This window comes from Dyella sp. CR10 (assembly GCF_055814425.1).
Genome location: NZ_CP185986.1, coordinates 1473713 through 1498222, shown reverse-complemented (window position 1 = coordinate 1498222; position 24510 = coordinate 1473713). Strand labels below are relative to the sequence as shown.

Below are 24510 nucleotides of genomic sequence, written 5' to 3'. Positions count from 1 at the left end.
CAGCGCCTTGATAAAAGCAAAAACCCCGCCGAAGCGGGGTTTTAGTGGGAGCCCTTCTGCCTTAAAGCAGGCCTTGTTTCTTGCAAACTATCGCCGCGACTCCGCCTGGCTCTTCATCGATCGCGATAGGAACCGCGTACGGTTTGCCACCGTTGCCTGTCATGATCATGGCCTGGAAAGCAGAGTACCCGCTATAGGCCCCATTGCTGTTCTTGGCGTTTATGAGACCACACGCGGTTAGACCGACGTGTCCAATCGCCGGATCGAGAATCCGCACATCCTTGAACTTTGCGGACTCGGCGTCCTTGAGTTGCGCTTCCATTCCAGTGCGAATAATCGAAACCTCGTCGGGCGTCGCATCTCTCGGCGCTCTGGGCGCGTCGCTAGCCGCAGCAGCACCGGCGAACCACATCAATGAAACAATCAGCTCCTTTCGCATAGCTCCCCCATCCCATGGCAATGGCCGGAGCGTAGCCTAATCGTGAAATCGGATGTAGTTGACCCGAGAGAAACCGAGCAAGCGCAGCGTCGGGAGCGGCGACCAGACGACGCCTACGCCGTCCAGCGCGTGCAGCACGCCCGGTTCATCGCAGACCAGATAGATGCCCACATGCGGGTGGTCACCGCCGCGCAGAAGGGCCGCATCGCCGTGCTCCGGTACAGGCACAGGCTCCCAAATTCCACGCGCGAGCCGTTCCTCGAACAGGTCACGCATGGCTGCCCCCATGGGAAGCTCCGGCAACTCACGCCCGAAGAACTGCCGCTGGCAGTGCAGCAGCAGCCCTCGGCAGTCGTAGCTGTCCGGGCCGTCGGCGCCCAACTCGTAGCGCTTGCCGATCAGGCCCACGACCTGCTCTGGCGTCATCGAATCAGCCCAGGGAAATCGTCGGGCTGATACAGGCGATGGGGGAACGCCCAGTTCTGCACGTCGTCCAGCGTCGCGGTGATTTGAATCTGGAACACGTCGACGCTCACGGCCGTGGCCAGCATGGTGATCGGCGGGTCCATCTGCGGATGCGACAGGTCGGAGATCAGGTAGGGGCGATAGGTGACCTCGATCACGTGCGGATCGCTCGCCGCGGCCTCCAGCCAGCCCATCAGCTCCCGGCCGACGTTGTCCAGCGTGATCACTAGCTCCGGCACCTTGCCCTCTTCGAACCCAGGCAGACGCATATCGAACGCCATGGCCAGGAACCGGACCTGCTGCCCGGGGTTCATCGGCGCGTCCGGCTCGAGGACAGCATAGAGATCTTCGTAGCCGCGGACGATGCGGCCGGCGGCCGGCTGGCCGTTCTCGTCGACGAAGGCCGGGTGCCGAATCTCCAGCGTGTCGAGGATGATCTGGTCGACCGGCGCCGAGGCATACGCCTCCTTCAACGCTTGGGAATACGTAGCCATCAGGGGGCCACCGGCAGCGAGAAGGTTTCGAGCTTGCCTGCCACGTCAAACACGTCGGGGCTGTCGGTGCCGGTGACCTGGTAAGCCTCAGTGAAGCGGGCGCGAACAGCATTCGTCCCGCGGCCATTGGTGAGGCGTACGACGAACCACGCGGCGCCATCCATGATGTCGCGCTTCCAGAAACGCTCGAAATCGCCGAGCTGTGCGGTGGTCAGACGCCATTTGCCAGTGACCGCCGTTGGCGTGCTGGTGAAGCGCCGGCGCTGCCGCGCGTAGCCGCTGTCCATGTTCGTACGGCTGAACGCATCCTCGGGCTTGTACCCATAGCCGTCGCCTACGCGGCAAGCTGGCAACGTAGCCGGGAAGACCGGGTCTGCCATTAGCTGTTTGCTCCCTTGTTGAGTCCGAATCGACCAGCGATTGCACCCGTGACCGGGCCGCGTCCCTGGCTGATATCACCAGCGATCTTTTTCGAGATGGAGTCGATGAAGATGCCAGCCACCGGCCATCGAACCGAAGAAATTCGACATGCCATTGAAGAAATCCACGCCGGCGCGCGATTTCTTCATCATCTCGGCCAGCTTAGGCATCAGCAATCCCCTCGCTGGAACGGCCGCTCGCAAAACGGAGCAGGTTCCAAGTCAAATTCACAGCCAACAGCGCGCAGCACGCGCCGGCAGCAATCAGGGCCCAGGCCAGACCAGCCAGCAGCGCTACGCCAGCCACGATCAAGGCCGCCGCGAGCACCAGCAGCGCACCGATCAACGGAAATGGGTTCATGCCTTCACCGGACTGGCCAGGAAGCCAGAAAAGTCGTCATTTGCGGCCTCGGGATTGAGACCCATCAGGGTTACCGCGCTGTAGCAAGCCATTAGCGGGTCGATCTTCGCCGTTCCAGAGATGGCCTTCGTCACCAAAATCGCATTGCCGCTGGTGACGATGCGCGCATTGCTGACGCACCAGTCCATGAGCGGCTGTGCCGCATGCACCAGCTCACCACCGGCCACCTTGCGTTCTGTCGTCTTGATGGCTCCGCAAAGCTTCCAGCCCTGAGAAACAGCCACGATCTGAGGCATTTCGAACCCCCTTTCAGGGGATGTCAGCTCGTCGATCACGTCCGTGATGCCCGCCGGATCAACGCCGATGGCCTTCTCGGCAGGCAGCAGCCCCGCTTCGCGCACATCGCACAGGATGTTGGCCAGTTCCTCGACGTCCTGGCCCGGCGAGTCGACCACGGTCAGGTCACCGTCCTTCTGGAAGTCCAGCAACTTGGGGGCGATCTCCTTTCGACGTTCCAGGACGATCTGGTGCGCCCACGCATGTACCCACAGTAGCCATCGGCGCGTCCCAAGCTCTCGCCCAAGCAGCGCCAGGCCGAGAAGGTCGTCAAGACCACCACCATCGATGCCCGCCGTGATGCAGTCGCATCGCGCGACCAGTTCGCGGTAACCCTTGACGGGCGTCGCGTCTTTCGCCGCCTCCCAGAAGTCCACCCCGGCCCACCGATCCGAGCGAAGCGCCAGGCCGATTTCCACGTTTAGGTGCTTCGCAAGGAACTTCTGCAGCGATCCATCCGTGCTGCGCTGAACCTTCCGCAGTTGGTCCTCGATCCATTCCGCATTAACCGACCGACCGAGGTTCGGGTTCGTGATGTAGAAATTGGCCGGGTCCAGATAGGCCTTGCTGGCCAGCCTGACCGCCGCCGAACAGCGCGCAGTCGATGCGCAGATGGCCGCCCTGCAACGGATGCTCGTTGTCCGCCGCGCATCCCGTCCCCTTTCAGTTCTGCCGGCCCCGGCGTCGCTGCCTTTGTCGACGACCGTGGAGCACGCCCCCGCTTCATCCGGGGCCGGCGTTCTCTTCCTGGAGCCTACCCATGAGTGAGCGCGAGCTGCGCCCGGCCACCCGTGCCGATTGGTTCGACCTGCTCAAGGTCGCCGCCCTGATGGACCTAGCCCTGTTCCTCGGCCTGGCCTTGTGCATGACCGTGGGAGGCCACGCCTGATGCTCTTCCTGTTCTTCCGCAAGCGCACCCGCGAGCTGGAGGCTGCCAACGCAGAGCTGGTGAGCGCCTTGGCCTATTACGCCGACGAGAGCATCTGGCGCCGGCGCGGCGTCAACCAGCCCGGCGAGCAGCGCCAGTGGGTCAAGCCGCCTGTCTCCCACGACCGCGGCGCCCGCGCGCGCGCCGCTCTGGAATCGTTCGAGGTTCGCCGCGCCAGCAACGTGCGCATCTGGTGGCCGCGGCCGCGCCTGCCCCGCCGCTCCGTTCCCCAGTTCCTGATGGCGGCCGACAAGCGCCGCTGATCCCTTCGTTCCATCACTGCGGCCGATTGGCCGCGCAGGCTCCAAGGAGAGTCCCGATGTCGAGCACCAGCACCAAGCACCGGCCGAAGACCGAAGCCGTCGCCGCTGAGCAGCCGTCTGCACCGATCGCCATCCTCAACGCTGCGGTTGTCGGCCGCGTCTATCCCTTCGCGGCGAAGGAAGACGTCCGTTACTACCTCAACGGGCTGGGACTCTTCCCCGGTGCCGCGCCGCTGGTGGTCGGAACCGACGGACACATGCTGTACCTGGAAGAGGACGACATCGGCATGGTCAGCGAAAAGCTGATCCTGCGCCTGTCCAAGCGCGCCGCCTTCTTCCTCAAGAAGGGCAACAAGGTGGTGGTGACCCGCGACGACAAGGGTGGCATCGCCATGATCGTCAACGGCGAAACGATGGAGGCGCTGTACGTCGAGCCGGGCAACTGCCTTATCGATGCGGTCTATCCGAACTTTCCGCCGCTGATCGGCGACCCGAGCCAGTGGACTAAGGGTCTGCACGCTGGCTTCAACACGGCGTATATGCGCAAGGCGCTGGACCTGCCCGGCTACGTCCAGTTCTATCGCCGGTTGGACGATGTCGCTGATCACCACGCGACTCTCTTCACGGTCGAGCCGCGCGGTGGTGGCAAGGGCCTTGGCCTCATCATGCCCGTGCGCATGGCGAACACGCTCGATCGCGCCTTTCCCGACGCGCTGAAAGCGCCCAGCGAGGTCGCCACCGACGTGCCGCAAGCGGCCACGGCCTGAGCTACAGCCATGCCCACGGCCGACCTCTTCGACGGGATCTTCGACAACCAGCTCACCGGCCGCCGAGAGGTCTGGCAGGACGGCGCGCTGCGCCGGTACGCGTCGAAAGGTGCCGTCGGCTACACGGACACGCCGTGGCGCGAGATGCACAAGGCATGGGGCTCGTATCCCGATCTCCCCGCCAACGCCAACAGATACAACACGCCGGCCGACGGCCGGCAAAGGAACTGAACGTGCCGGGCCCGCGCCAGAGCCTTCCGCGCGATTGGTACGCGTGGCCGGCAGATGCGCCGCGCCCGCGCATCACCGAGCTGCGGGTGCGGTGCGAGGACTGCCGGCACTTCATCCCGAACCCGATCAATCCGGAGGCCGCCATCAGCAGGTGCGACGCCGGCCTGATCGGCCAGTACCCCTACCCCATGGCGCTGCATTACTGCCGCACCTTCCAAGCGAGGAACCCATGAGCGTCGAAACCCAAGCCATCCGCAGCCGCGCCGAGCACTGCACGCAAGCCAGCGTCGCGTGCACCAAGGCCGCCGCCCAGCTGCAGGCAGCACTCGACCATGCCGCAGGTGGCAGGTGCCCGCCCAAGATCACCGCCGCCCTCGCCCGCGCCCAGCGGGACATCTCGTACGCACAGGGTGAGGCAGAGGTGCGCCGCCGGCGCCTGCTCCGGAAGGCCGATGCCAAGGAACAGTCCCACCCGTCCGATTGAGACGTCGCGCCACTGCGCGCGGCATACCTTCAACGCAACCTTTGGTGACAGTCACCATGATCAAGATATTCACGTTCTTGCTTGTCGTCGCCTTCGGCGTCGTCGCGCACGCGGACACGTCCGTGACCATTGCCTTCTACGGCGACTCGACAACGTATGGAGCCCAGACAAACAACGGGCAACCTGCGCAGACGCCGCTCAATGAGCCGGCCGTCGTCCAGTCGATGCTGCAGATGTACTTTGGGCCGGGCCGAGTCGTAGCCCTTAATCATGGCGTCGGTGGCACCCAGGCGTCCCAGCTGCTGTACGGCACCGATGGAAGGCACAAGGCCTTTGATGCGGAGATGGCTGCCAGCCCCGCCGATATCGTCGTCTTCAACTTCGCGCTCAACGATTTCTATTACAACGCCGCGCCACAGCCTGGCTATATCCGCGAGGGCGTCGACGACTACTGGTTCTACATGGCTGAGCTGTGCCAGATCGCTCGCGACCACGGAAAGATCTGCGTCTTCCAGGAGCCGAACCCGGTTCTCGGCGTGGGACAGACGTGGAAGCCGCAGTACAACCCGTCCATCTACAGCTACGTCTACGTGTTGCGCCAGGTTGCGCAACAGATGAACGCGCCAATCGTTCACCAATTCGATACGTATCAGCGCCTCCCGCAGTGGGACACGGCATGGCTATCGGATGACCACACGCATCCGACAGACGCGGGCTACGCCTTCAAGGCAGCGAACACCGCCGCAGTCTTGCGACCGCTTGTGGCCAAGGTCCTTGGCGTTGCGCCCTGACCAGCCCCGCCACCCTATAGGAGGTTGAGATGAGCGAATTCAATCCAGGACCGTGGCATTTCTATTCGGATATGCACGGGTGTCCATACATCACAAATGAAGATGGTGGAGTTGTTGCGTGGATAGCTCCTGATACTTGTTACGAAGCCTTCGACACAGCCAGCCTCATCGCCGCCGCGCCTGATCTGCTGGAAGCGTTGCGCTCATGGATCGATTGGAATGACGGACTAGTTTCCGGCATGGCTGATCGAAGAGAACGCGCATTGCTATTGACGCGCACAGCGCTAGCCAAAGCCCAAGGCCACGCCCATGAATAACCCCACGAGTTACACGGATGAGCAGGTGCTTGTCCGCGCGCAGATTGTTTGGGACACAGGGCATAACGATACGAGTGAGATGCTTCGATCCCTTCTCGCCGCCCGCCAGCGCATGCAAGCGGATTGCATCACTTATTGGAATCATGTCGCCGAATTACAGGCAAAAGTAGCTGGCCTGCAAGCGGAGGTGGAGGCGTATCGGGCTGATGCGGAGCGCTATCGGTGGCTACGGGATGAATCGCAAAATATTCCCCGTCCAGTTCCACAAGTGGAGCTTCCTTACAGCATGTATCAGGACGATGGTTCATGCCTTCTTTTCGGTGAAGAGTTGGATGAAGCCATCGACGCCGCCCGCGCCACTCCCAACGAAACCAAGGAGACCGGACATGGCAATGACGCTTGATATCGCAATCAAGAACATTGAACGCACATTGCCGTCTATCGCCTTCAGCGATTCATGGAAGTGCATCAAAGCCCACCTCTCCGCGCAGGCAAAGGTGCGGGTGACGGATAACCATATTCAGCGTGCGCTGAATGCGGAAGTCGAAGGCGGAAACTGTGTACGCGATTATCTCCCTGGTCGATACACCGACGAACTTGTAAACACCATCATGCGAACCGCCCTAGAATCCTTCGCCGCCCGTCTATCGCAGGGCGTGCAGGGTGAGGCGGTCTATCAAATGCGCCAGACCGATGAATGTCAATGGCAGGAAGTGTCCGAGCGTTTTTACAACAACGGGACATATGCGGGTTGGCAGCACCGAACGCTCTACACGCACCCCGCCGAGCGCGCGGCCGTGCCGGATGGTCTTAGCCGTTTTGTCGCCATGATCGAGGCGAAACCGTTGCGTGGCAGTGATCCGGATGTCATCTATGCGATTCATACGGGCACCGAGTACGCCGCAGAAATTCGCCTGTCGGATCTGAAAGCGCTCACCGCCGCCCCTCAGCCTCCCGAAGGTGCGCGGGTGGTGGATGGCTTGCCGCGCACTTGGCGTACATCCATCCAGTTCGCGCGCGATATCGTCGATGCTGAGCGCGATTGCCGCGCGCCTGTAGGCAACGAGCGAGCCAAGTTCACCAATGCACTCGCCACGCTGGATGCACTGCTCGCCGCCCCGACGCTCGCCGGGAAGGAGGGTTGAGATGGGCGCCAGGCCGATGATTGCGGTTTGGTTTTCCTGTGGAGCGGCCAGTGCTGTTGCCGCCAAGCTGACGCTTGAGCGATTCGGCGACACGCACGATGTTCGCATCGTAAACAACCCCGTGGCTGAAGAAGACGAAGACAACCGACGATTCGCCAGGGACGTGCAGGACTGGCTCGGCGTGACCATTGAAACGGCGGTCAACTCGAAGTTTCCAAATGCATCGGCGGCCGAGGTGTGGCGGCACGAGAAGTTCATGTCCGGCCCGGAGGGCGCACCTGCACTAAGTTCCTTAAGAAGCACGCCAGGCAACAGTGGGAGCTGATAAACAAGCCGGACTTCCATGTGCTTGGCTTCACGGCCGAAGAGCGCGGTAGGCACGCCAGGTTCGTCCTTACAGAGCGCGATAACGTAAGCCCGGTGCTGATCGATGCCGGCCTGACGAAGGGCAATTGCTACCAGCGGCTGCTTAGGGACGGCATTTCGCCACCAAGGGTCTATGGCATGGGTTACCCCAATGCAAATTGCATCGGGTGCGTAAAGGCGACATCGCCCACGTACTGGAACCATGTCCGCAAATGCCATCCAAATGTCTTCGAAGAGCGCACCGTTCAATCGCGCGAGATCGGGGCCAAGTTGGTTCGCGTGCGTGGCGAGCGCATTTTCCTCGATCAGCTGAAGGTCACCGACGTTGGACGCCCCATGAAGAACCTAGATTTCGACTGCGGCATCTTTTGCGAAGAGCGCCAGGTTACCGAACAGGAGGATGCCGCGTGACCGCCAACAACGACGAGCTGAGGGAGTGCCGGGAGGTGTTCGAGGCGTGGTGCGATATTAACGGACACGCACACAGTGCCGAATGGAGCGCCGCAAAACTCTCTTACACGGCAGAATACGTGCAAGACATGTGGGAAGGCTGGCAAGCCGCCTGGAACACCCGCGCCAATGAGGCCAAAGGTGGGGAGGCGGTGGCGTTTAGCGACACTGATCGATCATTAAGCGAACTGACGATTGGTGATATAGCCTTCAACGCGTGGCGAAAGGCGGAAGGTAAACCTCCGCGCGAACGATGGGATGAGGCGGCCAAGTCGGCTGTCAACGCGCACTGCGCCGATCCCTCTCGCGTAGTGGACGAACTAGCCGCGCGCTTCCCGCTCGTCGTAGTGGCTAAACACATAAACGCCGCATTGCCCGGAATCATCAATTTCGTCGCATCGCTGTCTATTGTCGACACCTCACCACGCGCCGCGGCGGAGGATGTGAGGGATGCAGAGCGTTACCGGTGGCTGCGTGATCTCACCGGAAACGAAATACTCGAACAGCTCAAGGAGTTGTTCGACACTGCCGAGTTCGATAAAGCCATCGACCAAGCCATGGCCGAAGGGCGGGAGGTGGGGAATGGGTGATCGTCATCCCGACACAGGCCTTCCGTTGAGCGAAGACGACTTTCGCATGCCCGAGTTTCGTGGCGCCAAGCTCGAAGACTACGAGTGGCGTGACGACGGCGAGATCGTTCGCAAAGACCGATGGGAGACAGGCATGCGGCGCATCGCCTATGCCCTCGGGTTCAATGGCCGCGATGGTTTTGAGATCGAAGACGTCATCGACAAGGTCCGCCAACTGGCGACTGCCAACGATGATGACGGCGAGCGGGGTGAGGCGTGATGGGTGCATCAACTCTGCTTATGGACGGAAAGCTCCTTAACAATAGCCTCGATCGAGGCATCGGCACTATCTCGCTTGTCTTCGGGAAACGCTCTACCAAACCATTCAAAGTAGGGAATGAGACCACGCAGCGGCTTACTCAATGTGCGCGCGTGGTCAGCCAAATTTTCTCTCTCGTCGCTCAAGCGGCTTGTCATAGAACCCAACTTGAACGCAGTGACAGCAACCGCATCACACGCGAACGGAACGCCGCCAACCGCTCGGCAGACGGCTATGGCAACTTCCTCGGGAAGGGCATTAATACGATCAAGCGACGTGCGCTCGCTCATTATTCTTATCCGTTCAGCGCACCCATTGATATTGTTAAGTATCCCGGTGAACGCGCTTCCATCAGGGTGCTCGGAAAGCTTGAGAAGCAGTCCGTGGAGCTGGCATCCAAACACCGAGATCTGCTGCATATCCATATAGACGAACGCGGTAGCGACGCGCGCCAGCTCTTCCTTTTCACGCTTACGGTTGCGCCGTTCTCGACCCGCAACTCGCAGAGCAACGAAGGCCGCAGCAAATGCCCCGAGTCCAGAGACCCACGCTCCCTGGTCGGCAGCGGTGAGCGTCATCCACCAATGGCCGATATCCCACGGCCACGAGTGACCAAGCGGTTTCAGCACCGAGAGAGCACCACTCATGCGTGAATCCCCCTTCCTAATGAATGGCCACATGTACCCCCACCCAAAGCGTCCGGGAGGCGGCGTTATGTCAGTCGTTGTCGTTGAGCGGATCGATACGCCCCTGCTGGTCGAGCTGCGTAGCCATATGGCGGCCGGCGTCACGCGCCGCCTGCATGGCTCCCTCTTCAGTTCCGAAGGCGCCCGCCACTTTGGTCACTCCAAACCGGTGCGTACCACCCCTGCCATCCGGCGTCGTGATGGAAAAGTGCCCGCGCCAGGCGTCGCCCTGCCCCGTAACGCCAGGGTGAACCATGAACTCACCAACGTTGAAAACCGCCATGCGTGAATCCCCCATCTTGTTCAGTGCGCCCATGGTCCGCGCGATCCTCGACGGCCGCAAGACGGTGACGCGTCGGATCCTGAAGCCACAGCCGCCGGCAGACACACCGTTCTACAGGGGCGCCATCGGAACCTACTCCGGTGCTGCTTACCCACGGCACTTTTGGGGTCGCTTCCCGGATCGTGACGCATTTCTTGAAGCCTACGACCGTGAGGAAGCCGAAACGGTCGAGGACATCCTGTGGCCTGGCGGCGACAGCGACGGCTTCACATGCGACGTGTACGCCGCAGAAAGTGGGCTGGCGTGCCCCTATGGCGCCGCGAAGAATGACCTCTTGCGGGAAGGAAACCGACTGTGGGTGCGCGAGACGTGGTCGACGCATGCCGCGTTCGATGCGGTTCGTCCTGCTGATCTGACGACGCGATCCGTTCACTACTGGGCAGACGGACACGCTAAAACGGGTAAAAGGCGACCGAGCATCCACATGCCCCGCTGGGCCAGCCGCATCACCCTGGAGGTGACCGGCGTGCGCGTGGAGCGGTTGCAGGACATCAGCGAAGAGGACGCGATAGCCGAGGGCATCAACCCGGAGCACACCGGCTGGGCCAGCGAAGAAGTGGCCCTGGTGCGCACGAAGTTCTCTTTGCTCTGGGAGCAGATGAACGGCTCCGGCAGCTGGGACGCCAATCCCTGGGTGTGGGTGGTGGAGTTTCGCCGGATCGAACAGGAGGCGCGCGCGGCATGAGCGCCAACCCCGGCATCATCGATACCGAGCAGCTGCTGGCGGCCACGGACTATGATCGCGTCGGTGACCTGCGCCGGGCGCTGGACGACCAGCACATCCGCTATTTCCTAGGCAAGGGCGGCAAGCCATGGACAACCATCGACCTGATAAACGCGGCCGCGGGCCTGGTCCCGGGCAAACCGGACAACGAAAAGATCGGGTCCGAGATCTTGTGAGGCGCGGCCGGAAACGGGTCTATGACCCGACCATTCCGGCCCATGTCAAGCAGGACGAGATCCCCGCAGGCGTCTACTGGAACCGGCGAGACGCGAACTGGTACACGATCACGACGGACGGGGTTAAGTCCCGCCGCGTGAAGCTGGCCGATGACAAGGCTCGGCTTGCCGACATCCATGCAGCCATGGACGCCGTGCGCGGCGTCGACACCAGCACGCTCGATTGGCTCATGAACGAGTACACCAAGGGCATGGAGTTCGCCGCCCTGACGGACGACACCCAGAAGAAATATCGGCAGTACATCGCCGTGGCGTCCGCGCAGAAGACGAAGGCCGGCCCGCTAGGCAAGCTGCCCGCGGCGAAGCTGTCGACCGACCTCTTCCAGGGGCTCGTGGCGCGCATCGCCCACGAGGAAGGCACGCCCACCAAGGCCAACCATTTCATGCGCCTGGTCCGGCTGGTGTACTCCTGGGGCGTTCGGTACGGCAAGGTGCCCACCAACCCCGTGAAGGGGGTCAAGCAGGCGATCGAGCGCAAGCGCCAGCGCACACCGACGGACGATGCCTGGGACGCCCTGATCGGCTTCGCCAAGGAGCGCGCGGGCTACACGTCCCACCGAAAGGGCAGCCTCGCGCCGTACCTGTGGATCGGCGGAGAGCTCATGTATCTATGCCGCCTGCGCAGCATCGAGGTGGTGACCCTGGCCATGGATGCGGAATTACCAGAAGGCCTGCGCACGAATCGGCGCAAAGGGAGCCGCGACAACATCGTTGCGTGGACGCCACGCCTGCGCGCCGCTTGGGACGCCGCGGTCGCCCGCCGGCAGGACATCATGCGGCGCCACGCGCTGCCCGAGCAGATCGATCCGGCTAAGCGCGTCCTGTTTGTCACCCAGACCGGCACACCCATGGCCAAGAGCAGTTTCCATAGCCGCTGGCAGGCTCTGGTGACGGCCGCCGTCGAGGCCGGTGTGATCCATGAAGACCAGCGCTTCGGCACGCACGACAACAAGCGTAAGGGCATCACCGACACGCCCGGGACGCGCCACGACAAACAGCACGCCAGCGGCCACAAATCCGAGCGGATGATGGATGTCTACGACAAGGAACTGCCGGTCGTCCCGACCCCGGAATCACGCCCAAAACGCGTGTAAAAATGGGCATGCCGCATACGAAGAATCAGCAACTTATGCCGGCCAGCCGTGTAAATAGAAATGCCGCAAGTGCTTGATATTGAAGCAAGGGATGTGAAACTTAAAATCCCTCAGCCGAAAGGCTATGCGGGTTCGATCCCCGCTCCGGGCACCAGTCTTCCTGCAGACATGCTTCTTCACGGGCCGGTAGCGATTCGCTGCGCGGCCCCTCGGTTGGTGTTTTTCAGGGAGAACCTGCCTTGCGCTCTTTCTGCGTCAGGCAAAGACCGGAGGCAGCGAGGGGTATGGTGTCGGCGCGTCGACAGCCGTAGTGCCTCAAACACGAAAAAGCCCGCGCGAGGCGGGCTGGGAATTTCATCGCAATGGAGGCCTGGGTCGGAATCGAACCGGCGTACACGGCTTTGCAGGCCGCTGCATGACCACTCTGCCACCAGGCCATTGCGAACGAATCGTAACCGGAACGATCACGCTTCGCCGATAAAACAAAACCCCGGAGATCCGAGGTTTTGCTGAAAACTGGAGCGGGAAACGAGACTCGAACTCGCGACCCCGACCTTGGCAAGGTCGTGCTCTACCAACTGAGCTATTCCCGCATCGGAGTCAGAAATCATAGCAGAAGATCAGCATTTGTGAAGACTCCAGGGAGGGATTTTTTCACATTTCACGGCTGGCCCTGCCAGGATTCCCCACCGCCAGATCACCCAAACGAAAGAAGCCCCGGGATCACCGGGGCTTCTTTTCTGAAACTTTGGAGCGGGAAACGAGACTCGAACTCGCGACCCCGACCTTGGCAAGGTCGTGCTCTACCAACTGAGCTATTCCCGCATCGGAGTCGCGCATTGTAATGGCTGAATCCGGATCGTCAAGCCTCTGTAACGCAGCTCATGCGTCCTCTTTGGCCGGGTCTCGATGGGGCGGTTCGCCGCGCAGCATCGGCCAGGCGGCGCGCAGGTAATAAAGGCCCGACCAGATCGTCAACACGCCAGCCACCACGAGCAAGACCTCGCCGATATGGTAGAGGCGCAATGCCTCTGCGCTCTTCTCGTGCTGCACGATCAGCACCACCAGGGCGACCATCTGCATGGCGGTCTTGAGCTTGCCGACGAAGGCCACCTTCACGGCGGCGCGCATGCCGATTTCCGCCATCCATTCGCGCAACGCAGATACGCTGATCTCACGCCCGACGATCACCGCCGCGGTTACGGCCATCAGCACCCCCGACCAGCCGCCGCGGTGCGACTCCACCAGGAGGAAAAGCGTCACCGCCACCATCAGCTTGTCGGCCACCGGATCGAGAAACGCACCGAATGCCGACGTGAGGTTCAGGCGTCGCGCCAGATAACCATCGAGCCAGTCCGTAATCGCCGCAAAGACGAACACGATCGCCGCCGCGATGTTGTGCCCAGGGAATTGCCAGTAGAACACGACCACCATCACAGGCAGCAGCGCCACGCGGAACAAAGTGAGCCAGGTCGGCAGATTGATACGCATAGGTTCCTTGCCGGTCATCGGCGCAGTGTCGCACGCGCCGGGTTCAACGGAAGCACTGCAACCTCAGCCATGCAATGCCGCATAAATGCGCTCCGCCAGGCCACGGTCGATGCCTTTGACTCTCGTAAGTTCTTCCACGCCAGCGGCCTCAACGCCGCCGAGGCCGCCAAATGCCTTGAGCAAGGCCGCGCGGCGGCGCGCACCGATGCCCGGGACTTCCTCCAGCACGCTGCGCTCACGGGCCTTCTCGCGTCGCTTGCGGTGGCCGGTGATCGCAAACCGATGCGCTTCGTCGCGCACGGCGGCCACCAGGTGCAAGGCCGGCGAAGCCGGCCCCGGATGCAGCTCGCGTCCCGAATCGGCCAGGATCAGCGTTTCCTCGCCCGCGCGACGACCCGGCCCTTTGGCCACGCCGACCACGCGCACGCCGGCGACGCCTAATGCTTTCAGGACATCCAAAGCCTGCGCCACCTGCCCGCCACCGCCGTCGATCAGCAGGATGTCGGGACAGGCTCCATCGCCCTCCGCCACCTTACGGAAACGACGCGTCAGCGCCTGGTGCATGGCGGCGTAGTCGTCGCCAGGCGTGATACCGGTGATGTTGAAGCGGCGGTAGTGCGATTTCTCCGCGCCCTCGGGGCCGAACACGACGCATGAAGCCACCGTTGCCTCGCCCATGGTATGGCTGATATCGAAACACTCGATGCGCCGCGGTGGCTCGCTCAGCCCGAGCAATTTCTGCAGATCGTCGAAACGCGCGCCGAGCGTCTGCCGGCTGGCCAGGCGCGCCGTGAGCGATGCCTGCGCATTGCGCTCGGCCATTTGCAGGAAGCGCGCGCGTTCGCCACGTACGCTGGACTTCAGCTCCACCGCATGCCCCGATTGCTGGGTCAGCAGCTCGGCCAGGATGTCCTGATCGGGGATGGGGTCGCACAGGATCAGTTCGCGCGGCACCGGCCGGTCGAGGTAATACTGGGCGACGAACTGCGCCAGCACGTCCCCCGTCTCGGCGTCCAACGGTAGCCGCGGGAAGAAATCTCGCGTGCCCAGGCTGATGCCGTTGCGGAAGAACAGCACGCTGACACAGGCCATGCCTGCTTCGATGCGGCAAGCGATCACGTCCATGTCCGCGCTGGCCCCATGCACATGGTGCTGCGCCTGCAGCCCACGCAACGCGGCGATCTGATCGCGCATGGACGCGGCGCGCTCGAACTCCAACGACTTGCTGGCCTGCTCCATCGATGCCACCAGTTCATCGATCACCGCGCTACTGCGTCCTTCGAGGAACATCTCCGCATGGCGCACGTCAGCGCGGTAATCTTCTACCGTAACAAGCTGCACGCAGGGCGCCGTGCAACGCCCGATCTGATGCTGCAGGCATGGGCGCGAGCGGTTGCGGAAATAACTGTCCTCGCACTGGCGCACCTTGAACAGCTTTTGCATCAGATTGAGGCTTTCGCGCACTGCGAAAGCACTCGGATACGGTCCGAAATAGCGGCCAGGCAGATTCTTCGCGCCGCGGTGGAAAGCCAGGCGCGGGTAATCCTCGCCGCCGGACAGATAGATATATGGGTAGCTTTTATCGTCGCGCAGCAGGATGTTGTAGCGCGGCTTCAGCGACTTGATCAGCTGCGATTCCAGCAGCAGCGCCTCGCCCTCGGTGCGAGTGACGGTGATCTCCGCCCGCATGATCTGCGAGACCATGGAGGCGATGCGCGGCTCCATGCGCGGCTTGAGGAAGTAGCTGCCGACACGTTTCTTGAGATTGCCGGCCTTGCCGACGTACAGCAGTTCGCCCTCCGCGTCGAAGTAGCGGTAGACGCCAGGCGAAGTGGTCAGGGTACGAACGAAGGCCTTGCCGTCGAAGGCCTGCGGCGAGTCGGGCTGCATGCAAGGGATTCTAGCGGGATTTGCCTTGCTCTAATGGAGGCTTTCCGCGTCTTTGCAATGCCGGGATCAGAGCACACGCAGGCGTTCGATCAGTCCGGCGACGCCTCGTTCGGCCAGGGCCACGGAGAAGGCGAATCCCTCGGTCGAGCCAAAGTAAGGGTCCGGGAAATCCGCTGGCGGCGCTGCCCCGGTCCATGCCAGAAACAGGCCGGTCCGTGCGTGTGAGCTCGAGGTGACGAACCGCGTGATGCCCTTCAGATTGTCGCTGTCCATGGCCAGCACGAGGTCATAGTCGTCCAGGTCCGCCGATCGCAATTGACGCGCACGATGCGCGCCCAGATCGAAACCGGCGACAGCCGCCGCACGCACCATGCGCTCGTCTGCCCCCTTTCCCACATGCCAATGGCCGGTACCGCAGGAGGCGAACGCAGCCGTGAGTCCCGCCTCGGCACAACGCTTGCGCGCCACGGCTTCCACCAGCGGGGAGCGGCAGATATTCCCCAGACAGACGAACAGAACGCGCGGCACGCTCATCCCTGTCCCGCCAGCCAGCGCTCGGCACGCACCAGATCGGCTTCGGTATCGATGCCGGGGGGAAATGGTTCCGGCGTCAGGCGCACGGCAATGGCATGGCCGTGCTCCATGACGCGCAATTGCTCCAGCGCCTCGATCTGCTCAAGTGGTGTACGGCCGAGGCCCGCGTAGCGCTTGAGGAAACCTGCGCGATAGGCGTAGATGCCAATGTGCCGCAGGAATGGCATGTCGGACGGCAGGCTTTCGCGGTTCGCCGCGAAAGCATCGCGTGCCCACGGCAGCGGCGCGCGACTGAAATACATCGCTCGCCCGGAGACCGCCCGGACCACCTTCACCACATTCGGGTCGAACAACTCGTGCGCATCCTCGATCGGCGTCGCCAGCGTCGCTACCGGCGCATCGTCCTCTGCCAGCGCGAGCGCGACTTCGCGTATCCCCGCGGCAGGCGCGAAGGGCTCGTCGCCCTGCAAGTTCACGACAATGGCTTCGTCGGCCCAACCATAAAGGCCGGCGCATTCGGCCAGCCTGTCACTGCCCGATGCGTGATCGCTGCGGGTCATGCAAATGTCGACGCCCTGCCCGACCAGCGCATCGGCAATGCGCTGGTCGTCCACCGCCACCACGACCTGGGCCGCGCCGGCCTGCATGGCACGCTGCGCCACCCGCACCACCATGGGCACGCCGCCGATCTCCCGCAACGGCTTGGCCGGCAACCGGGTGGAGCCGTAACGGGCGGGGATGGCGACGATGAAGGGCGGTACCTGGCTGGACATGGCGACCTCTTGCGGAAGCCGCCAAGCCTAACCGCTGGGCAGCGCCCAGACGAGGGGTCAGTCCGCAGCCGCGAGCGCGAAGCCGCAGTGATTGGCCAGTTCCAGGAAGCCTGGGAAAGAGGTGGCGACATTGGCGCAGTCGGCGATGCGGATCGGCGACTGCGCCACCAGGCCGGCCACCGCAAAGCTCATCGCGATGCGATGATCGCCATGGCTGTCGACCTCGCCACCGCGCAGCGCGCCGCCGTCGATGACGGCGCCATCCGGCGTTTCCTCCACCGTTGCCCCGATCGCCTTGAGGCCGGCCGCCATGGTGGCGATGCGGTCTGACTCCTTCACCCGCAACTCGGCGGCGCCACGCACCACGGTGCGCCCCTTGGCCACTGCTGCGGCCACGAACAGCGCAGGGAATTCATCGATCATGTCCGGCACCAGAGCTTGAGGCAGCTCGACGCCATGCAGCGGCGCGTGGCGAACGACCAGATCCCCCACCGGCTCGCCACCGCTTGCGCGCTCGTTCTCGATCCGGATATCCGCCCCCATCAACCGCAATGCCTGCAGCAGGCCAGTGCGACGCGGGTTCAATCCCACTGCCGGGAGACGCAGCTCCGACCCAGGCACGATGCTGCCGGCCACGAGAAAAAACGCAGCGGAGGAAAAATCAGCCGGCACGTCCACGTCGGTGGCGCGCAGGTGATGCCCGCCGCTGAGGCGCGCACGCCCGGGCTCGAAATCGATGGGCCAGCCGAAAGCGGCCAGCATGCGTTCGGTGTAATCGCGGGTCGGGTGCGGTTCGATCACCTCGGTCTCGCCCTGCGCATACAGGCCAGCCAGCAGCAAGGCGGACTTCACCTGGGCGCTCGCCACCGGCAGCGTGTAGCGGATGCCGCGCAACGGCTGGCCACCATGCACACGCAGCGGCGGCAAGCCATCCTGCGTGTCGATGCGTGCCCCCATCGCAGCGAGCGGATCGGTGACGCGGCGCATCGGCCGCTTGGATAGAGAGGCATCGCCGGTGAGCGTGCTATCGAAAGCCTGTCCCGCAAGCAGGCCCGCCAGCAGGCGCATGCCTGTACCGGCATTGCCGCAATCCAGCGCCTGTGCCGTACCACGCAAGCCATGCAGGCCGACGCCATGCACCACGCGCTCGCCATCGTTCGGCATCTCGATGCGCACACCCAGCTGCTGCAGCACCGCCGCGGTGGCACGGGTGTCCTCTCCCTCCAGAAAGCCCCTGACGTGCGAACGGCCTTCCGCCAATGCGGAAAGCATCAGGGCACGATGGGAAACGGATTTGTCGCCAGGCACACGCGCACTGCCGTGCAGCGCGTGGGCTGGCTGGCTCAACCAGTCGAGTCGACTCACGAATGTTCTCCGGCGGCGGCGCCCAGGCCGCCGCGTCTTCTAAGATCAGGGCAAGGCCACCGGGTAGGAGCCGAGCACGCGCACTTGCGCAGCCGCCCCGTCCATTTCCTGCATCGCGGCCTGGATCGGCGCGTCTTTCATATGGCCGGACACGTCGATGAAGAAGGCGTACTGCCACTTGCCGGTATGCGCCGGGCGCGACTCGATGCGATTGAGGCTGACCCCGTGCTTGGCGAACGGGCTGAGCACGTCGTAGAGCGCGCCAGGCTTGTCGTTCACGGTAATCAGCAGCGAGGTACGATCGTTGCCCGACGGCGGGAACAACGAGCGCCCGATCACCAGGAAGCGCGTCGTGTTATCCGCGCGATCCTCGATGCCGGTGGCGAGGGTCTTCAGGCCATAGACGCGCCCCGCCGTTTCACCGGCGATGGCCGCCGCGTCGTCCGCATGGCGGGCCAGCCGCGCGGCTTCCGCATTGCTGCTGACGGCGATGCATTCCACGTTGGGCAGATTGATGCGCAACCAGGTCTTGCACTGCTGCAGCGATTGCGCGTGGGCATAGACGCGGCGGATGTCCGCCATCTTGCCGTTCTGCGAATGCAGGCACTGATGCACGCGCAGCTCGATCTCGCCGCAGATGGTGGCCTCGGAGGTGAGGAACATGTCCAGCGTCACCTGGATCATGCCTTGCCCGGAGTTCTCCACGGGCACCACGCCAAAGTCCGCGTGTCCGGCAGCGACCTCCTGGAACACTTCCTCGATGCTGCCGAGCGGCAGCCCGTACGCGGCATGGCCGAAATGCTTGCGCACGGCCTGCTCGCTGAAGGTCCCCTCGGGGCCAAGGAAGCCGACCTTGAGGGGATCTTCCTGCGCCAGGCAGGACGACATGATCTCGCGGAACAGCCGCACCATCTCGGTATCGGACAGCGGACCGCTGTTGCGGTCCACCACCATGCGCAGCACATGTGCCTCGCGCTCGGGTCGGTAATAGTCGATCGCCGAAAGCCCCTCGCCCTTGACGCGCGCCACTTCCTGCGCCCAGGTCGCGCGCTCGGAAATGAGCTCCTGGATGTGACGGTCGATGCTGTCGATGCGATCGCGCACCTGTTCGAGCGAGAGCTTTTGGTCGGTCATGTGGCTATGGGAGTAAAGATGTCTAAACGGAGAATCCGCATAGTGCCCTATTCCGGTTCGAAACGGGCGCTTTCGCGGCTCAGCCGTGGCGCTTGGCGAAGTCTTTCATGAACTGCACCAGCACCTGCACGGCCTCGAGCGGTACCGCGTTGTAGATCGAAGCGCGCATGCCTCCGAGCGCCTTGTGCCCCTTGAGCGCCAACAGGCCGGCCGCTGCCGACTCCTCGAGGAAGGCGGTATCCAGGTTGCTGTCGTACAGCGTGAAAGGCACGTTCATGCGCGAACGGGCGGTCACCTCGACCGGATTACGGTAAAACCCGCCGGAACCGTCGATGGTGTCATAGAGAAGCGTCGCCTTGGCCTGGTTTCGCCGCGCCATCGCTTCCACGCCGCCCTGTTCTTTCAGCCACTGGAAGGTGAGCCCGGCCAGGTACCAACCCCAAGTGTTGGGCGTATTGAGCATGGAATCGTTGGCCGCATGGTCGGCGTAACGGAAGATCTTCGCCATGGCGCGCGGCGCACGTTGCAGCAGATCGCGACGCACGATCATCACCACCAACCCCGATGGTCCGATGTTCTTCTGCGCGCCAGCGTAGATCAGCCCGAAGCGGCTGACATCCAGCGGCTCGGACAGAATGTTCGAGGACATGTCGGCCACTAGCGGCACATCGCCCACGTCCGGAATGTCGTGATACTCGACGCCGTGGATGGTCTCGTTCGGCGTGTAATGCACATAAGCGGCGCGCGCATCGAGCCGCCAGCTCTCGCGCGGCGGCAGGCGCAGGTACTGATCGGCCTTGCTGCTCGCGGCGAGATTCACGCGAACATAGGGCGCCGCCTCGCTCGCAGCCTTTTCGCCCCAATGGCCGTTGACGATGTAATCGGCGCTGTCGCCCTCTCCCGCCAGGTTCATCGGGATCTGGGCGAAATGCTGGGTGGCGCCGCCCTGCAGGAACAACACCGCGTACTCCGCCGGAATCTTCAGCAATTCGCGCAGATCGGCTTCAGCCTGCTGCGCCAGCCCGATGAACATCTTGCCGCGATGCGACAGCTCCATGACCGAGGCGCCACTGCCGTTCCAATCGAGCAACTCGCGCTGCGCGCGCTCCAGTACGGGGGTGGGGATGGCTGCGGGACCCGCGCTGAAGTTCCAAACCCTGCTCACGAATGACGCCTCTCCGAGTGAAGAGACGCATTATGGCGCGGCGCAACAACCCAGCGTCAACCGCGCAAATGGTTACGTCAGAAACGAACCAGCAGGATCAAGGCGATGCCAAGCGCCAGCACTGCCGCAGTGACGATCAGCCACCACACTTCGCCGCGGGGGCCGGCGTCCTCCTCGGGGAGGTGCACAGGATCGGCGGGCGGCGGGGGCAGCTCGGGCTCCCGCTCCATGCCGGGGGCATCCACCACGAAACGGTGCATGGCCAGACCGATCTGATCCCCCGGGCGCAGTGCGACCCTCTCTACCGTGACGCCATTCACCCGCAAGGGATAACGCGCCGATGCCTGCAGCAATTCCAGCCACAGCTGGCCATCCAGCCAAGCCAGGCGCAACGACGCCGCCTCGCCCTGCGGAAGTTCCAGCGGATAACGTCCAAGCGGATCGAACTCCAGCTTGTCCCGGACCGACAACACGCGACCGGACAGAGGCCCCGCTACCGCGCGCAGGGCCACCGTGCATCGCTCCGGACCCGGTACGTCCTGTAATGGCGGCCGGGAGCCGGGCTCCTCGTCCGCACGCAGCAGCATGCGGCAATCCCCCACGCTGAGAATGTCGCCCGGGCGCAGCAACGCCTGCTCCCGTACCGGACGCGCATTGACATAGATGCGATTGCCCTGCGGCAAGACCTGCAGCACCCAGCCGCGACGATCCTGATGGATGCGCAGGTGATGGTTTCCTGTCTGCTTGGCGGCGAGCACCAGATCATTGTCGGGAGCGCTGCCGATCTTCAGCAGCGGCTGCTCCCAATGAAAGTCCTCGCGGGCCGAATGAGGAAACTCGATGCGCATCTGTGAACCAGTCGATAGACGGCGGGACTCTAGCAGATGGATGCGGCCATTCGACGCCATCGTCGCTATTATGTGCGGTTTCCCGTCAGGAAATGGCCATGCCCAAGATCGATATCCGCCGACCGCACCAGCTGTCCATCGCCGATGCCCGTGCGGTGGTGGAACAGGTGGCCGCGCGCATGCGCGAGAAGTTCGGCATGGATGGTCAGTGGAAGGGTGACACGCTGAGCTTTTCCCGCCCTGGCGTGAACGGATCGATCGAAGTCGGCGCCGACGCCATCCAGGTCAAAGCCGAGCTCGGCATGATGCTGGCGCCCCTCAAGGGGATGGTGGAACAGGAGATCCGCCGGAAGCTCGACGAGCACTTCGGCTGATGATTCTTTAACCATCCGTTATTCCGTGGCATAATTGCCCGCTTACGCGGCCGTACCGGCCGCTTCCTTTACCGACCGGAACGCATGGCCAAAGACGACGTCATCGAAATGGAAGGCACGGTCATGGAGACCCTGCCCAACACCATGTTCCGCGTGCAGCTGGAAAATGGGCACACCATCACCGCCCATATCTCCGGACGCATGCGCAAGCACTACATCCGCATCCTCACCGGCGACAAGGTGAAGGTGGAGATGACTCCGTACGACCTCACCAAGGGTCGCATCACCTACCGCATGAAGTGATCCGGCCGGCGACCGGCGCGGCGAGAGGCATCGGAACGCCTCGCGCCCACCAGGTCAGGGCTCGATAAAAAAAGGCCGCGCACTGCGCGGCCTTTTCGTGTTTCCACCAGCGATCCGACTGACTTCAGGAGACCACGGCCGGCAGCTTCTCCGCCGCCTCGGTGTCTACCTTCAATTCGCCGTCGGCGACGCTGAGCTTCACCTTGCCGCCCTCGGCCAGCTTGCCGAACAGCAGCTCATCCGCCAGCGCGCGCTTCACCTTCTCCTGGATCACACGGGCCATCGGGCGGGCGCCCATCTGCGGATCGAAGCCATGCTCGGCCAGCCAGCGGCGTGCATCGGCGTCCACATCCAGGGCGACGTGCTTCTCCGACAGCTGTGATTCCAGCTCGATCAGGAACTTGTCGACCACACGAAGGATGTGCTCGAAGTCCAGCGCATTGAACTGAATGATCGCGTCCAGACGATTGCGGAATTCCGGCGTGAACGTACGGCGGATCACTTCCATCGCGTCGGTCGCATGGCTCTGCTTGACGAAGCCAATGCCGCGGCGGGCCGCCTGCTGGGCGCCTGCGTTCGTGGTCATCACGACCACCACGTTCTTAAAGTTGGCCTCGCGCCCATTGGTATCGGTCAGTACACCGCGGTCCATCACTTGCAACAGGATGTTGTACACATCCGGGTGCGCCTTCTCGATTTCGTCCAGCAACAGCACCGCGTGCGGATGCTTGGTCACCGCCTCGGTCAGCAGACCGCCCTGGTCGAAGCCCACGTAACCCGGAGGTGCACCGACCAGCCGAGAGACCGAATGCGCTTCCATGTATTCGGACATGTCGAAACGGATCATCTCGATGCCCAGCTGCAGTGCGAGCTGGCGGGTCACTTCGGTCTTGCCCACGCCGGTCGGACCGGCAAGCAGGAAGGCGCCGATCGGCTTGGATGGATCCGCCAGGCCAGAGCGTGCCATCTTGATCGACGAGGCCAGCGCTTCGATCGCTGCGTCCTGCCCGAACACCACCATTTTCAGGTTGCGCTCGAGATTACGCAGCACGTCGCGGTCGGAAGCCGAGACCTGCTTGGCCGGAATCCGCGCCATCTTGGCCACGATATATTCGACCTCAGGCACATCGATCTTGCCCGTGCGCTGGTCGACCGGCAGCAGGCGCTGACGCGCACCAGCCTCGTCGATCACGTCGATCGCCTTGTCCGGCAGCAGGCGGTCAGGGATGTGCTTCACCGACAGGTCCACCGCCGCCTTCAGCGACTCGTTGGTGTAGACGACGTTGTGGTGTTCCTCGAAGCGCGAACGCAGCCCCTTGAGAATCTCGATACTGTCGGCCACGGTGGGCTCGACCACATCGATCTTCTGGAAGCGGCGAGCCAGCGCGCGGTCCTTCTCGAAGATCCCGCGGAACTCCTGGAAGGTGGTCGAACCGATGCAGCGCAGCTCGCCGGAGGCCAGCATGGGCTTGATCAGGTTCGAGGCGTCCATGGTGCCGCCCGACGCGGAGCCGGCGCCGATAATGGTGTGGATCTCGTCGATGAACAGAATGGCCCCCGGCTGCTTCTTCAGCTGGGAGATCACCGCCTTCAGGCGCTTCTCGAAATCGCCGCGGTATTTGGTGCCGGCCACGAGGGCCCCAAGGTCGAGCGACCAGATGGTGGCGTTTTCCAGCACCTCCGGTACGTCGCCATCGACGATGCGCTTGGCCAGGCCTTCGGCCAGGGCGGTCTTGCCCACGCCGGCCTCGCCCACGTACAGCGGGTTGTTCTTGCGGCGGCGGCACAACACCTGGATGGTGCGCTCGATCTCGTCCTGGCGACCGATCAGCGGGTCGATCTTGCCTTCCAGCGCCAGTTCGTTGAGATTGGACGCGTACTCGCTCAGCGGATTGCCCTTCGGCTCCCCGCCCTCCTCGCTCTCCCGTTCCGTGCCGGGAATCCCCGAGGACGGCTCGTCACCAATCTTGGCGATGCCGTGCGAGATGTAATTGACCACGTCCAGCCGCGTGATTTCCTGCTGGTGCAGGAAATAGACGGCATGCGAATCCTTCTCGCCGAAAATCGCCACCAGCACATTGGCGCCCGTGACTTCTTTGCGGCCGGAGGACTGCACGTGATACACGGCCCGTTGCAGCACGCGCTGGAAACCCAGCGTGGGCTGGGTGTCACGCTCGTCGCCGTGCGGCAGCACCGGCACGGTTTCGGCGATGATCTTTTCCAGCTCATGAGTGAGCCGCGGCAGGTCGACGCCGCAGGCGCGCAGCGCGCCGAGGGCCGACTGGTTTTCGGTGAGCGCGAGCAGCAGGTGCTCCACCGTCATGAATTCGTGGCGCTGCTCACGGGCCTGCTTGTAGCACTGGCCGATGGTGACTTCGAGATCCTTGCTGAACATCCGGACCTTCT

The 24510-nt window shown here is 63.3% G+C and carries 37 protein-coding genes and 3 tRNA genes; 19 read left to right on the top strand and 21 right to left on the bottom strand.

Annotated elements, in window-relative coordinates; translation table 11 throughout:
* Positions 1 to 61: 61 nt before the first annotated feature.
* From ACNR9O_RS06995 to ACNR9O_RS06965, 7 genes are all read right to left on the bottom strand, one after another.
* The gene (locus tag ACNR9O_RS06995; protein WP_473681971.1) at positions 62 to 439 is read right to left on the bottom strand and encodes a hypothetical protein; all 378 of its coding nucleotides are present in this window, start codon (positions 437 to 439) and stop codon (positions 62 to 64) included.
* A 36-nt stretch (positions 440 to 475) separates the two neighbouring features.
* Positions 476 to 865, bottom strand: a complete 390-nt coding sequence (locus ACNR9O_RS06990; RefSeq protein ID WP_473681972.1) for an NlpC/P60 family protein — start codon at positions 863 to 865, stop codon at positions 476 to 478.
* Complete coding sequence (locus tag ACNR9O_RS06985) at positions 862 to 1398, bottom strand: DUF1833 family protein (RefSeq protein ID WP_473681973.1); 537 nt, start codon at positions 1396 to 1398, stop codon at positions 862 to 864. The genes ACNR9O_RS06990 and ACNR9O_RS06985 overlap by 4 nt, the downstream gene beginning before the upstream one ends.
* Entirely contained in the window at positions 1398 to 1778 is a 381-nt protein-coding gene (locus ACNR9O_RS06980; RefSeq protein WP_473681974.1) for a hypothetical protein, read from the bottom strand. The genes ACNR9O_RS06985 and ACNR9O_RS06980 overlap by 1 nt, the downstream gene beginning before the upstream one ends.
* 75 nt (positions 1779 to 1853) lie before the next feature.
* Complete coding sequence (locus ACNR9O_RS06975) at positions 1854 to 1988, bottom strand: hypothetical protein (protein ID WP_473681975.1); 135 nt, start codon at positions 1986 to 1988, stop codon at positions 1854 to 1856.
* Positions 1981 to 2178 (bottom strand): hypothetical protein, encoded by a 198-nt coding sequence (locus tag ACNR9O_RS06970; RefSeq protein ID WP_473681976.1) that lies wholly within the window; start codon positions 2176 to 2178, stop codon positions 1981 to 1983. The genes ACNR9O_RS06975 and ACNR9O_RS06970 overlap by 8 nt, the downstream gene beginning before the upstream one ends.
* Entirely contained in the window at positions 2175 to 3071 is an 897-nt protein-coding gene (locus ACNR9O_RS06965) for a terminase TerL endonuclease subunit (RefSeq protein WP_473700758.1), read from the bottom strand. The genes ACNR9O_RS06970 and ACNR9O_RS06965 overlap by 4 nt, the downstream gene beginning before the upstream one ends.
* A gap of 203 nt (positions 3072 to 3274) precedes the next feature.
* Here ACNR9O_RS06965 and ACNR9O_RS06960 point away from each other — a divergent pair, with 203 nt between their 5' ends.
* The 14 genes from ACNR9O_RS06960 to ACNR9O_RS06895 all read left to right on the top strand — a co-directional run bounded on the left by ACNR9O_RS06960 (position 3275) and on the right by ACNR9O_RS06895 (position 9105).
* Complete coding sequence (locus tag ACNR9O_RS06960; protein ID WP_473681977.1) at positions 3275 to 3403, top strand: hypothetical protein; 129 nt, start codon at positions 3275 to 3277, stop codon at positions 3401 to 3403.
* Positions 3403 to 3705 carry a hypothetical protein gene (locus ACNR9O_RS06955; protein WP_473681978.1) on the top strand — a complete coding sequence of 101 codons (303 nt, stop codon included), beginning with the start codon at positions 3403 to 3405 and terminating at the stop codon, positions 3703 to 3705. The genes ACNR9O_RS06960 and ACNR9O_RS06955 overlap by 1 nt, the downstream gene beginning before the upstream one ends.
* A 56-nt stretch (positions 3706 to 3761) precedes the next feature.
* Entirely contained in the window at positions 3762 to 4472 is a 711-nt protein-coding gene (locus tag ACNR9O_RS06950) for a hypothetical protein (RefSeq protein ID WP_473681979.1), read from the top strand.
* Between the two features lie 9 nt (positions 4473 to 4481).
* Positions 4482 to 4703 (top strand): hypothetical protein, encoded by a 222-nt coding sequence (locus tag ACNR9O_RS06945; RefSeq protein ID WP_473681980.1) that lies wholly within the window; start codon positions 4482 to 4484, stop codon positions 4701 to 4703.
* A gap of 2 nt (positions 4704 to 4705) precedes the next feature.
* Entirely contained in the window at positions 4706 to 4936 is a 231-nt protein-coding gene (locus tag ACNR9O_RS06940; RefSeq protein ID WP_473681981.1) for a hypothetical protein, read from the top strand.
* Positions 4933 to 5187 carry a hypothetical protein gene (locus ACNR9O_RS06935; protein ID WP_473681982.1) on the top strand — a complete coding sequence of 85 codons (255 nt, stop codon included), beginning with the start codon at positions 4933 to 4935 and terminating at the stop codon, positions 5185 to 5187. Before ACNR9O_RS06940 ends, ACNR9O_RS06935 begins: the two co-directional genes overlap by 4 nt.
* 56 nt (positions 5188 to 5243) lie before the next feature.
* On the top strand, positions 5244 to 5978 hold the full coding sequence (locus ACNR9O_RS06930) for an SGNH/GDSL hydrolase family protein (protein WP_473681983.1): 735 nt from the start codon (positions 5244 to 5246) through the stop codon (positions 5976 to 5978).
* A gap of 29 nt (positions 5979 to 6007) precedes the next feature.
* On the top strand, positions 6008 to 6295 hold the full coding sequence (locus ACNR9O_RS06925) for a hypothetical protein (RefSeq protein ID WP_473681984.1): 288 nt from the start codon (positions 6008 to 6010) through the stop codon (positions 6293 to 6295).
* Positions 6288 to 6698: a hypothetical protein gene (locus ACNR9O_RS06920; protein ID WP_473681985.1), complete on the top strand. Its 411-nt coding sequence runs from the start codon at positions 6288 to 6290 to the stop codon at positions 6696 to 6698. The genes ACNR9O_RS06925 and ACNR9O_RS06920 overlap by 8 nt, the downstream gene beginning before the upstream one ends.
* Complete coding sequence (locus tag ACNR9O_RS06915; RefSeq protein WP_473681986.1) at positions 6682 to 7440, top strand: hypothetical protein; 759 nt, start codon at positions 6682 to 6684, stop codon at positions 7438 to 7440. The genes ACNR9O_RS06920 and ACNR9O_RS06915 overlap by 17 nt, the downstream gene beginning before the upstream one ends.
* A 1-nt stretch (position 7441) precedes the next feature.
* Positions 7442 to 7765 carry a hypothetical protein gene (locus tag ACNR9O_RS06910; RefSeq protein ID WP_473700716.1) on the top strand — a complete coding sequence of 108 codons (324 nt, stop codon included), beginning with the start codon at positions 7442 to 7444 and terminating at the stop codon, positions 7763 to 7765.
* 95 nt (positions 7766 to 7860) lie between these two features.
* The gene (locus tag ACNR9O_RS06905) at positions 7861 to 8217 is read left to right on the top strand and encodes a hypothetical protein (RefSeq protein WP_473700715.1); all 357 of its coding nucleotides are present in this window, start codon (positions 7861 to 7863) and stop codon (positions 8215 to 8217) included.
* Complete coding sequence (locus tag ACNR9O_RS06900) at positions 8214 to 8846, top strand: hypothetical protein (RefSeq protein WP_473681988.1); 633 nt, start codon at positions 8214 to 8216, stop codon at positions 8844 to 8846. Before ACNR9O_RS06905 ends, ACNR9O_RS06900 begins: the two co-directional genes overlap by 4 nt.
* Positions 8839 to 9105 carry a hypothetical protein gene (locus ACNR9O_RS06895; protein WP_473681989.1) on the top strand — a complete coding sequence of 89 codons (267 nt, stop codon included), beginning with the start codon at positions 8839 to 8841 and terminating at the stop codon, positions 9103 to 9105. The genes ACNR9O_RS06900 and ACNR9O_RS06895 overlap by 8 nt, the downstream gene beginning before the upstream one ends.
* A gap of 8 nt (positions 9106 to 9113) precedes the next feature.
* On the opposite strand, the gene ACNR9O_RS06890 is transcribed toward ACNR9O_RS06895, so the two are convergent.
* Together ACNR9O_RS06890 and ACNR9O_RS06885 are read right to left on the bottom strand one after the other, a co-directional pair.
* Complete coding sequence (locus ACNR9O_RS06890) at positions 9114 to 9791, bottom strand: hypothetical protein (RefSeq protein ID WP_473681990.1); 678 nt, start codon at positions 9789 to 9791, stop codon at positions 9114 to 9116.
* 70 nt (positions 9792 to 9861) lie between these two features.
* A complete protein-coding gene (locus ACNR9O_RS06885) occupies positions 9862 to 10146 on the bottom strand; it encodes a hypothetical protein (protein WP_473681991.1) in 285 nt (94 codons plus the stop codon).
* On the opposite strand from ACNR9O_RS06885, the gene ACNR9O_RS06880 reads away from it, so the two are divergent.
* The 3 genes from ACNR9O_RS06880 to ACNR9O_RS06870 are packed head-to-tail and all read left to right on the top strand — an operon-like array spanning position 10145 to position 12227.
* Positions 10145 to 10858, top strand: coding sequence for a hypothetical protein (locus tag ACNR9O_RS06880; protein ID WP_473681992.1), 714 nt, complete (start codon positions 10145 to 10147; stop codon positions 10856 to 10858). The genes ACNR9O_RS06885 and ACNR9O_RS06880 overlap by 2 nt on opposite strands.
* On the top strand, positions 10855 to 11073 hold the full coding sequence (locus tag ACNR9O_RS06875) for a hypothetical protein (protein WP_473681993.1): 219 nt from the start codon (positions 10855 to 10857) through the stop codon (positions 11071 to 11073). The genes ACNR9O_RS06880 and ACNR9O_RS06875 overlap by 4 nt, the downstream gene beginning before the upstream one ends.
* Entirely contained in the window at positions 11070 to 12227 is a 1158-nt protein-coding gene (locus tag ACNR9O_RS06870; protein ID WP_473681994.1) for a site-specific integrase, read from the top strand. The genes ACNR9O_RS06875 and ACNR9O_RS06870 overlap by 4 nt, the downstream gene beginning before the upstream one ends.
* 363 nt (positions 12228 to 12590) lie before the next feature.
* Here ACNR9O_RS06870 and ACNR9O_RS06865 read toward each other — a convergent pair.
* The 11 genes from ACNR9O_RS06865 to ACNR9O_RS06815 form a co-directional block, all read right to left on the bottom strand.
* Positions 12591 to 12664 (bottom strand) — tRNA-Cys (locus ACNR9O_RS06865).
* Positions 12665 to 12744: 80 nt separating this feature from the next.
* Positions 12745 to 12820, bottom strand: a tRNA-Gly gene (locus tag ACNR9O_RS06860).
* Between the two features lie 156 nt (positions 12821 to 12976).
* A tRNA-Gly gene (locus ACNR9O_RS06855) sits at positions 12977 to 13052 on the bottom strand.
* A 57-nt stretch (positions 13053 to 13109) separates the two neighbouring features.
* Complete coding sequence (pgsA, locus tag ACNR9O_RS06850; RefSeq protein WP_473700757.1) at positions 13110 to 13718, bottom strand: CDP-diacylglycerol--glycerol-3-phosphate 3-phosphatidyltransferase; 609 nt, start codon at positions 13716 to 13718, stop codon at positions 13110 to 13112.
* Positions 13719 to 13781: 63 nt separating this feature from the next.
* A complete protein-coding gene (gene uvrC, locus ACNR9O_RS06845) occupies positions 13782 to 15608 on the bottom strand; it encodes an excinuclease ABC subunit UvrC (RefSeq protein ID WP_473681996.1) in 1827 nt (608 codons plus the stop codon).
* Between the two features lie 66 nt (positions 15609 to 15674).
* On the bottom strand, positions 15675 to 16142 hold the full coding sequence (locus ACNR9O_RS06840) for a low molecular weight protein-tyrosine-phosphatase (RefSeq protein ID WP_473681997.1): 468 nt from the start codon (positions 16140 to 16142) through the stop codon (positions 15675 to 15677).
* On the bottom strand, positions 16139 to 16915 hold the full coding sequence (gene kdsB / locus ACNR9O_RS06835) for a 3-deoxy-manno-octulosonate cytidylyltransferase (protein WP_473681998.1): 777 nt from the start codon (positions 16913 to 16915) through the stop codon (positions 16139 to 16141). Before kdsB ends, ACNR9O_RS06840 begins: the two co-directional genes overlap by 4 nt.
* 57 nt (positions 16916 to 16972) lie before the next feature.
* Positions 16973 to 18280 (bottom strand): 3-phosphoshikimate 1-carboxyvinyltransferase, encoded by a 1308-nt coding sequence (gene aroA, locus ACNR9O_RS06830; RefSeq protein WP_473681999.1) that lies wholly within the window; start codon positions 18278 to 18280, stop codon positions 16973 to 16975.
* Between the two features lie 45 nt (positions 18281 to 18325).
* On the bottom strand, positions 18326 to 19414 hold the full coding sequence (pheA, locus tag ACNR9O_RS06825; RefSeq protein WP_473682000.1) for a prephenate dehydratase: 1089 nt from the start codon (positions 19412 to 19414) through the stop codon (positions 18326 to 18328).
* A gap of 79 nt (positions 19415 to 19493) precedes the next feature.
* Positions 19494 to 20579 (bottom strand): 3-phosphoserine/phosphohydroxythreonine transaminase, encoded by a 1086-nt coding sequence (gene serC / locus ACNR9O_RS06820; protein ID WP_473682001.1) that lies wholly within the window; start codon positions 20577 to 20579, stop codon positions 19494 to 19496.
* 77 nt (positions 20580 to 20656) lie between these two features.
* A complete protein-coding gene (locus ACNR9O_RS06815) occupies positions 20657 to 21427 on the bottom strand; it encodes an FHA domain-containing protein (protein WP_473682002.1) in 771 nt (256 codons plus the stop codon).
* Between the two features lie 98 nt (positions 21428 to 21525).
* Here ACNR9O_RS06815 and ACNR9O_RS06810 point away from each other — a divergent pair, with 98 nt between their 5' ends.
* On the top strand, positions 21526 to 21801 hold the full coding sequence (locus ACNR9O_RS06810) for a polyhydroxyalkanoic acid system family protein (protein WP_473682003.1): 276 nt from the start codon (positions 21526 to 21528) through the stop codon (positions 21799 to 21801).
* Positions 21802 to 21885: 84 nt separating this feature from the next.
* A complete protein-coding gene (infA, locus tag ACNR9O_RS06805) occupies positions 21886 to 22104 on the top strand; it encodes a translation initiation factor IF-1 (protein WP_473682005.1) in 219 nt (72 codons plus the stop codon).
* Between the two features lie 124 nt (positions 22105 to 22228).
* Here the strand turns inward: infA and clpA are convergent, their stop codons facing one another.
* On the bottom strand, positions 22229 to 24499 hold the full coding sequence (gene clpA / locus ACNR9O_RS06800) for an ATP-dependent Clp protease ATP-binding subunit ClpA (protein WP_473682006.1): 2271 nt from the start codon (positions 24497 to 24499) through the stop codon (positions 22229 to 22231).
* Between the last annotated feature and the right edge of the window lie 11 nt (positions 24500 to 24510).